The organism is Zestomonas carbonaria, assembly GCF_904061905.1.
GTDB lineage: Bacteria > Pseudomonadota > Gammaproteobacteria > Pseudomonadales > Pseudomonadaceae > Aquipseudomonas > Aquipseudomonas carbonaria.
Genome location: NZ_CAJFCI010000031.1, coordinates 82872 through 90261 on the forward strand (window position 1 = coordinate 82872; position 7390 = coordinate 90261).

At 67.8% G+C, this 7390-nt stretch carries 5 protein-coding genes; 3 read left to right on the forward strand and 2 right to left on the reverse strand.

Features of this window, described 5'->3' with window-relative positions:
- Positions 1–3147, forward strand: coding sequence for an efflux RND transporter permease subunit (locus tag PSEWESI4_RS07825; protein ID WP_328821812.1), 3147 nt, complete (start codon positions 1–3; stop codon positions 3145–3147).
- 147 nt (positions 3148–3294) lie between these two features.
- Complete coding sequence (locus PSEWESI4_RS07830) at positions 3295–4479, forward strand: multidrug effflux MFS transporter (protein WP_187670628.1); 1185 nt, start codon at positions 3295–3297, stop codon at positions 4477–4479.
- Here the strand turns inward: PSEWESI4_RS07830 and PSEWESI4_RS07835 are convergent.
- Together PSEWESI4_RS07835 and PSEWESI4_RS07840 are read right to left on the reverse strand one after the other, a co-directional pair.
- Positions 4464–4637, reverse strand: coding sequence for a hypothetical protein (locus tag PSEWESI4_RS07835; RefSeq protein ID WP_235978897.1), 174 nt, complete (start codon positions 4635–4637; stop codon positions 4464–4466). The two genes, PSEWESI4_RS07830 and PSEWESI4_RS07835, sit on opposite strands and share 16 nt — an antisense overlap.
- A 446-nt stretch (positions 4638–5083) precedes the next feature.
- Positions 5084–6097 (reverse strand): zinc-binding alcohol dehydrogenase family protein, encoded by a 1014-nt coding sequence (locus PSEWESI4_RS07840; protein WP_187670629.1) that lies wholly within the window; start codon positions 6095–6097, stop codon positions 5084–5086.
- 194 nt (positions 6098–6291) lie between these two features.
- Here PSEWESI4_RS07840 and PSEWESI4_RS07845 point away from each other — a divergent pair, with 194 nt between their 5' ends.
- A complete protein-coding gene (locus PSEWESI4_RS07845) occupies positions 6292–7203 on the forward strand; it encodes a LysR family transcriptional regulator (RefSeq protein ID WP_187670630.1) in 912 nt (303 codons plus the stop codon).
- Positions 7204–7390: the final 187 nt, after the last annotated feature.

Genomic DNA, 7390 nt, shown 5'->3' on the forward strand with positions numbered 1-7390 from the left:
GTGATCTCACGCTTCTTCATCGACCGGCCGATCTTCGCCACCGTCATTTCCATCGTCATCATCCTCGCCGGCCTGGCCGCGATGCGCGCGCTGCCCATCGCCCAGTACCCGGAGATCCTGCCGCCGCAGGTCTCGGTGAGCGCCGCCTATCCGGGCGCCAGCGCCCAAGTGATCGCCGAAACCGTGGCCGCGCCGCTGGAGCAGGAGATCAACGGCGTCGAGGGGATGATCTACCAGCGCTCCAACTCCGACAGCAATGGTGCGATGAGCCTGACCGTGTACTTCGAGGTCGGCACCGACCCGGACCAGGCCACCATCGACGTCAACAACAAGGTCCAGGCGGCGACCGCCAAGCTGCCCGAGGAAGTGCGCCGGCAGGGCGTCAAGGTGGAGAAGAAGTCCTCCGACATCCTCCAGGTGGTCGTTCTGTTCTCGCCGGACAACTCCCGTGACCCGATCTTCATCAGCAACTACGCGCTGATCAACGTGATCGACGAGCTCAAGCGCATCCCCGGCGTCGGCGACGCCAGCCAGTTCGGCTCCAAGGACTACTCGATGCGCATCTGGCTGCGCCCGGACAAGCTGGCCCAGTACGACCTGACGCCGAGCGACGTGGTCAAGGCGATCCAGGAGCAGAACTCGCAGTTCGCCGCCGGCAGCTTCGGCCGCGAGCCGCTGAGCGAGCCGCAGGCCTTTACCTACACGGTGAGCACCAAGGGGCGCTTCACCGAGGCGCATGAGTTCGAGAGCGTCATCCTGCGCACCGACCCCACCGGTGCCAGCCTGCTGCTCAAGGACGTCGCACGGGTCGAGCTGGGTGCCCAGGACTATTCCCTGGTGACCAGCCTGAACGGCCAGCAGAACGCCGCCTTCGGCATCTACCTGCAGCCCGGCGCCAACGCCCTGGACACCGCCGAGGCGGTGAAGGCGACCATGGAGCGCCTGTCCCAGCGCTTTCCGGAGGGCATCGCCTACAAGATTCCCTACGACACCACCAAGTTCGTCGAGGTGTCCATCGAGGAGGTGATCCACACCTTCTTCGAGGCCCTGGTGCTGGTGATGCTGGTGGTGTTCATCTTCCTGCAGAACTGGCGCGCCACGCTGATCCCGGTGCTGGCGATCCCGGTGTCGCTGATCGGCACCTTCGCCGGCATGTACCTGCTCGGCTTCTCCATCAACATGCTGACCCTGTTCGGCATGGTGCTGGCCATCGGCATCGTGGTGGACGACGCCATCGTGGTGCTGGAGAACGTCGAGCGGGTGATGCGCACCGAGAAGCTCAGCCCGCGCGACGCGGCGATCAAGGCCATGGAGGAGGTGACCGGGCCGATCGTCGCCATCGTCCTGGTGCTCTGCGCGGTGTTCATCCCGGTGGGCTTCCTGGGCGGGTTGGCCGGGCAGATGTACAAGCAGTTCGCGATCACCATCGCGGTGTCGGTGATCATTTCCGGCATCGTCGCGCTGACCCTGTCGCCGGCGCTCTGCGCGCTGCTGCTCAAGCCGGAGCACAAGGAGCCGGCCGCGCCGTTCCGCTGGTTCAACAGGGTCTTCGACCGCCTCACCGACGGCTACGCGGCCGGCGTGCACTTCTTCCTCAAGCGCACGCTGATCGGCCTGCTGGTGTTCGGCGGGATGATCGCCATCATGCTCCTGCTGTTCAACCGGGTGCCCGGCGCGCTGGTTCCCGACGAGGACCAGGGCTACGTGCTCAGCGCCTACGTCCTGCCGCCGGCGGCCGCGCTCAGCCGCACCGACCAGGTCACCAGCGAGGTCACCCGGGAACTGATGGAGCATCCGGCGGTGGAGGACGTGGTCACCTTCGCCGGCTTCGACATCCTCACCTACGGCTCCCGCAGCAACGCCGGGGTGTCCTTCATCACCCTCAAGGACTGGAAGGAGCGCACCAGCGCGGAGATGGACGCACGCAACCTGCCGCCACAGTTCATGGCCATGGGCGCCAAGCAGAAGGATGCGGTGGTGATGACCTTCAACCCGCCACCGATCACCGGCATGAGCACCACCGGCGGTTTCGAGGGCTACCTCCAGGACCGCAGCGGCGGCAGCGTCGCCGACCTCGACGCGATGGTGCAGAAATTCATCGCCGCCGCTTCCCAGCGTCCGGAGCTGGCGGGCGTCAACACCACCTTCAGCGCCGAGGTGCCGCAGTACTACATCGACCTCGACCGCACCAAGGCGCGCGCCCTGGGCGTGGCGATCAACGATGTGTTCACCGCCATGCAGTCCACCTTCGGCAGCTACTACGTCAACGACTTCAACCTCTACGGGCGTACCTGGCAGGTCAGCCTGCAATCCGAGGCGGACTTCCGCCGCAAGCCGGAGGACCTCAGCCAGGTCTACGTGCGTTCCGCCACCCATGACCTGATCCCGCTGTCCTCGCTGGTGCGGGTGACGCGCATCCTCGGCCCGGACTCCTATGCGCGCTTCAACGTCTACCCGGCGGCCAAGGTGCTCGGCGGGCCGGCGCCGGGCTACAGTTCCGGCCAGGCCCTGAAGGCCATGCAGGAGGTGGCCGACGAGGTTCTCGGCGAGAACTACTCCCTGGGCTGGACCGGCTCGGCCTACCAGGAGCTGGCCACCCAGGGTTCGGGCAGCACGGCGTTCATCTTCGGCCTGATCCTGGTGTTCCTGATCCTCGCCGCCCAGTACGAGCGCTGGACCCTGCCGGTGGCGGTGGTCACCGCGGTGCCCTTCGCGGTGTTCGGCGCGATCCTGGCGATCTGGCTGCGCGGGCTGAACAACGACGTGTACTTCCAGGTCGGCCTGGTGACCCTGATCGGCCTGGCGGCGAAGAACGCCATCCTGATCATCGAGTTCGCCGTGCTGTGCCGCGAGGAGCGCGGCATGGGCATCTTCGAGGCGGCGCTGGAGGCGTCCAAGCTACGCTTCCGGCCGATCGTCATGACCTCGCTGGCCTTCATCCTCGGCGTGGTGCCGCTGGCCATCAGCTCCGGCGCCGGTTCGGCGAGCCGCCACTCGATCGGCACCGGGGTGATCGGCGGGATGCTCGCCGCGACCGTGCTGGCTACCTTCCTGATCCCGATGTTCTACCTGCTGGTGGAATCGCTGGCTGAGAAGCTTGGCGGCAAGGGCAAGAAGGCGGAAGAGGCGAAGACCCCGGCCGAATAGCCCTGTAGGAGCCAGCTTGCTGGCGATCCGTGCGCTCCCGATACGCCGTGATCGCCAGCAAGCTGGCTCCTACGGGGTCACGCATCGAAACTTGGGCCGGGCCGTCACTCCGGCTATCCTGTCGGACCGGTTTCCTGCGAATGCCCAATGACCCTACGTATCCTGCTGATCCTTGGCGCGCTCAGCGCCTTCGGCCCCCTGGCCGTCGACTTCTACCTGCCGAGCTTCCCGACCCTCGCCAAGGCCTTCTCCACCGATGTCGAGCACGTGCAGCTCAGCCTGGCGGTGTACTTCGCCGGCCTGGCGATCGGCCAACTGCTCTATGGCCCGCTGGCCGACCGGCTGGGCCGCCGCGTGCCGCTGCTCGCCGGGGTGGCGCTGTTCACCCTGGCCTCGCTGGCCTGCGCGTTGGCGCCGAGCCTGGAATGGCTGATCGCCGCGCGCTTCGTCCAGGCCCTCGGCGGCTGCGCGGGGATGGTGGTGACGCGGGCGGTGGTGCGCGACCTGTGCGACCCGATCGCCTCGGCCAGGGTGTTCTCGCAGATGATGCTGGTGATGGGCCTGGCGCCGATGCTCGCGCCGTTGCTCGGCGGCTGGCTGCTGACGCTCTCCGGCTGGCAGTCGATCTTCTACGCCCTGACCCTGTTCAGCGCCCTGTGCGGCCTGGCGGTGGCGCTCTGGCTGCCGGAGTCGATGCCGGCGGACATGCCCCGTGCGCCCCTGAGCGGAGCCCTGGGGAGCTATCGACGGCTGTTCGGCGACGGGGTGTTCATCGGCCATGCGCTGACCGGCGGCCTGGTGATGGGCGGGATGTTCGCCTACATCTCCGGCTCGCCCTTCGTGTTCATCGAGCTCTACGGCGTGCCGCCCGAACACTACGGCTGGCTGTTCGGCACCAATGCGCTGGGCTTCATCCTGGTCGGCCAGGTCAATGCGCGGATGCTGCACTGGCGCGGCCCGGACTTCTGGCTGCGCCGCGCGGTGTGGGTCTATCTGTTCAGTGCGCTGACCATGCTCGGGCTGGCGGCTTTCCGTCCGGCCGAGCTATGGCCGCTGCTGATCCCTCTGTTCCTGTGCATCGCCAGCCTCGGCGCCATCCTGCCCAACACGGCGGCCTGCGCCATGGCCGGCCAGGGGCAGAACGCCGGGGTCGCCTCCGGGCTGCTGGGTTCGCTGCAGTTCTGCATCGCCGCTGGCGCCTCGGCGCTGGTCGGCGTGCTGCACGACGGCACCGCGATGCCGATGGGCGAGGCCATCGCCCTGTGCGGCCTGGCCGCCGTCACGGTGGCACTGCTGACCCGGCGGCTGGAGTTGCGTCAGGCGCTGCGCTGAACGAGTTCGGGTAGCGTGTGCGGGGCGCGCAATCGGGCTTCCAGGGTGGCTACGAATTGCCGCGCTTCGACCTCGCTGCGAAAGCGCACGCTGTGCTGGTCCAGGCAGACCTGCCAGGTGGCAGGAGTCGAGCTGTTCGGGGCTTGACGCACGATGATCTTCACGACGGGCAGCCTCCCAGGCCGGGGTGAGAGACCTCAGTCTAGTCGGGGTTTATTGGCAAAATGTGACTTGGATCAATTGACGGACTGATGGTCGTCACACCGCCGCCGAAGGGCGATGAACGGCATTGGGGGAGGTGGGTTCTTCCCCCGTAGGGTGCGCCGTGCGCACCGGGGGACGGTTATCTCGAAGCTCGTACCTGTTCCGTAGTCCGCCCCTCACCCCAGCCCTCTCCCGGAGGGAGAGGGAGTCAACCCGAGTTTCCGGTGGACACAGTGCATGATTCCAACTCCGAACAGCCCCCTCTCCCCTTGGGAGAGGGTTGGGGGAGGGCCGGAGTGTCCCGCTGCAAGACATGCCTCGGGTGTCACCTATGTCTCCCGACACCCGTTACCCATGTCCCCCGGCTGAACGCACGACGCACCCTACAGCCTCTCGCGGCTCAGAACCCCTCCAGCACGATCTTGCCCTTGGCCTTGCCGCTCTCCAGCAGGGCATGGGCGCGGCGCAGGTTGGCGGCGTCGATGCGCCCGAAATGCTCGCCGAGGGTGGTCTTCAGCACGCCCTGGTCGATCAGTTGGCCGACCCGTTGCAGCAGCTTGTGCTGCTCGATCATGTCGGCGGTCTGGAACAGCGAGCGGGTGTACATGAACTCCCAGTGCAGCGACAGGCTCTTGCGCTTGAGCTTGCGCACGTCCAGCTCCAGCGGGTCGTCGATCAGGCCCAGCCGGCCTTGCGGCAGCAGTGCCTCGACGAGCTGGTCGAGATGCTGGTCGGTGTTGGTCAGGCTGGCGACGTGGGTCACCTGGCCGACGCCGATGCGCTTCAGTTCCTCGGCCAGCGGCTGGCGGTGGTCGACCACGTGGTGGGCACCCAGCTCGCGCACCCAGGCCTGGGTCTCCGGGCGCGAGGCGCTGCCGATCACGCTCAGGCCGGTGAGCTGGCGGGCCAGTTGGGTGAGGATCGAGCCGACCCCGCCGGCGGCGCCGACGATCAGCAGGCTCTGTCCGGCACTGGCCTGGCCTTCGGCGATGCCCAGGCGCTCGAACAGCAGCTCCCAGGCGGTGATCGCGGTCAGCGGCAGGGCGGCGGCCTGGGCGAAGTCGAGGCTCTGCGGCATGGCGCCGACGATGCGCTCGTCGACCACGTGCAGCTCGCTGTTGGCGCCGGCGCGGTCCAGGGCGCCGGCGTAGAACACCTTGTCGCCCGGCCGGAACAGGCTGACCTCGGCGCCGACCGCCTTGACCACGCCGGCCACGTCCCAGCCGAGCACCTTGGCCTGGCCGTTTTCCGGTGCGACGTTGCGGCGGATCTTGGTGTCCACCGGGTTGACCGAAATGGCCTTGACCTCGACCAGCAGGTCGCGCGGGCCGGGCACCGGTTCGGGCAGCTCGACGTCCTGCAACGCCTCGGGGTCGTCGATGGGCAGGGACTGGTAGTAGGCGATGGCTTTCATGGGCGGCCTCGTGGTGGGAGTGATTGCTGTAGGAGCCAGCTTGCTGGCGATCTGCACCGGTGCACAGAAGCATCGCCAGCAAGCTGGCTCCTACAGGGGGCTGTGTGTTGGAAACATCCTCGTCTCTTTGTCTGGCATGAAAAAGCCGCCGGTAATAGAGTCTCTTTCAAGGAAACTTTGAAAATGGGTCCGCCATGCTGCGCCTCGACGACCTGCAACTCTTCGTCCGTACCGCCGACGCCGGCAGCCTGTCCGCCGCCGCGCGGGCCCTCGACGTGTCGCCGGCGGTGGCCAGCGCCGCGCTCAAGCGCCTGGAGCATGAGCTGGAGGTACGCCTGCTGGTGCGCTCGACCCGCAGCCTGCGCCTGACCGCCGAGGGCGAACAGTTCCTCGCCCATGCCCGCGCCGCCCTGCGCAGCCTGGCCGAGGGGCGCGAGCAACTGGCCGGCGGCAAGGCGGCGATCAGCGGCGAACTGCGCCTTTCCGCACCCTCGGACTTCGGCCGCAACGTGTTGCTGCCCTGGCTCGACGCTTTCCAGCAGGAGCACCCGCAACTGGCCGTGCGCCTGCTGCTCGGCGACCGGGTCAGCGACCTGTTCCGTCATCCGGTGGACATCGCCCTGCGCTATGGCATCCCCGAGGACTCCAGCCTGGTGGCGCTGCCGCTGGCCGCCGGCAACCGCCGCGTGCTGTGCGCCGCGCCGGGGTATTTCGCCCGCCACGGCATGCCGCGCCAGCCGGAGGAGCTGCGCGGACACAACTGCCTGCTGTACATGCTCGGCGAGCGGGTCCACGACCGCTGGCGCTTCACCCTGGGCCGGCGCGAGACGAGCGTGATGGTGCGCGGCAACCGGGTCAGCGACGATGCCGACGTGGTGCGCCGCTGGGCGGTGGCGGGGCAGGGGCTGGTCTACAAGTCCTGGCTGGACGTGGCCGACGACGTGCGGGACGGACGCCTGCAACTGGCGATGGGCGAATACCTGGGAGAGCCGACGCCGCTCAACCTGATCTGCACCCACCGCGCCCAACTGACCCGGCCGGTGCGGTTGTTGCGTGAGTATCTCCAGGTGCGTTGTGCCGAGGTGTTGGCCAAGGCGCCGTGGTAGTGGTCTTGGGGTGGGCTATTGGATGGCTGGGGCCTTGGAGTGGGACGTATGGCGCGCTCCCTCACCCCAGCCCTGGCTGCGCGCCCCGCTCCTGAGGGAGAGGGAGTTGGTCCGTGTGGCGGTCGTGGCACGTGGTTGCAGGCAGGGCACGTATTTACTCCCTCTCCCTCCGGGAGAGGGTTGGGGT

What these genes read in the sequence shown, in the direction of transcription:
- PSEWESI4_RS07845 (WP_187670630.1), top strand. Translation starts at nt 6,292, where the DNA reads ATGCTGCGCCTCGACGACCTGCAACTCTTCGTCCGTACCGCCGACGCC.
- PSEWESI4_RS07830 (WP_187670628.1), top strand. Translation starts at nt 3,295, where the DNA reads ATGACCCTACGTATCCTGCTGATCCTTGGCGCGCTCAGCGCCTTCGGC.
- PSEWESI4_RS07840 (WP_187670629.1), bottom strand. Translation starts at nt 6,097, where the DNA reads ATGAAAGCCATCGCCTACTACCAGTCCCTGCCCATCGACGACCCCGAG.